The organism is Cedecea sp. B1(4) (assembly GCF_059414925.1).
The window spans coordinates 1-323 of record NZ_JCAHMZ010000233.1; the positions used below are offsets into that span (position 1 = coordinate 1).

Here is a 323-nt window from a genome sequence, read left to right on the forward strand (position 1 = left end):
CATCTTCCCGGCCGAAGTATCGAGCGAGACGGAAGATCTCCTTTTGCAGTTTTGGATCACCCTTACCGTCCACATAGATGAAGCCGGTGTTCTGCACCAGCGCATTGGCGACCAGGCCAAGCAGGAATTCAGTCTTCCCCGAACCTGTGGTGCCAAGCACAAGCAAGTGTGTACGGAGATCGGAATTGTTGGCGTAGACCTGTTCCTTCGTCTCCAGGTCTCGTCCGATGAGTGTGATACCTGTGCCGGGCTTTCCACCAGGTGTGGATCCATCCCGCATGCCAGCTTGCACTGGCATTCGATATGGGAAGTTGAAGATCTGG

At 54.8% G+C, this 323-nt stretch carries 1 protein-coding gene; it reads right to left on the minus strand.

Going from position 1 to position 323, the window contains the following annotated elements:
• Nucleotides 1–323 (minus strand): FtsK/SpoIIIE domain-containing protein (locus tag ACR6JA_RS22750; protein ID WP_494599740.1); only part of this gene is annotated, 323 nt, incomplete at both ends.